The organism is Arthrobacter sp. SPT-J7, from assembly GCF_059089965.1.
In genome coordinates this window covers 1-642 of the sequence record NZ_JBNHFF010000528.1, presented here as the reverse complement: position 1 = coordinate 642, position 642 = coordinate 1, and the positions used below count along the sequence as shown (strand labels likewise).

Below are 642 nucleotides of genomic sequence, written 5' to 3'. Positions count from 1 at the left end.
GGTCGCCCCATTTGCCTGCCTCTCGGCACGAGCTAGAGTTTCTGGCCCGTCGCACCCAAAGTTACTCGCAGGCGTCTGCAATCCTGGAAATCGCCACGGCCACCGGTTCCCTGGCGGCTATGCGTCCCTTTCTCGAAGGGCTCCTTCCCAGTGCCGCTGCGGTCGAGTGGCCACAGCCATCAACGGAGTGGCGCAACCGCCTGATGGCCAAGGAACCGGGGATTGCCCGGCTCATTGCCATTGCCCAGGCTCAGTGGCAGGACAAACCAAAGATGCTGTCGCGAGCGATCTTCCCACGGCCGGAGGTCTTCCTGAGCGCGAACATCTACGCAGACATGTCCTTCCGTGGACAGCTCCGGCAGCATCAGGCCAGGTGGGAACGGTTCCTGCGTGCGGCACCGAGAATTTTACGAGACCTTTGCCGACCCCAACGTGATTGAACTTATCGAATCCCTAAGCCCTGCAGGACGCCGAAAGCCAGGCCAACTCTGACAGCATGATGGCCGAATTCGCGGACCAAACCGTCCAACCCGAAGTAAGGCTCCTTCAAGTTAAATCTCCCGGCGCTACCGTGTCTGAGACTGCCCCAATAGTCCGGGTATACAGCGAAAGTTTCCACCCCGTGGCAGGGCTGCCAGGTTC

Annotated in this window: 1 pseudogene; it reads left to right on the top strand. The window is 60.4% G+C overall.

The window, feature by feature from the left end:
- A pseudogene (locus AC5RWX_RS34070) lies at positions 1–440 on the top strand (nucleotidyltransferase family protein); the annotation flags it as partial.
- Between the last annotated feature and the right edge of the window lie 202 nt (positions 441–642).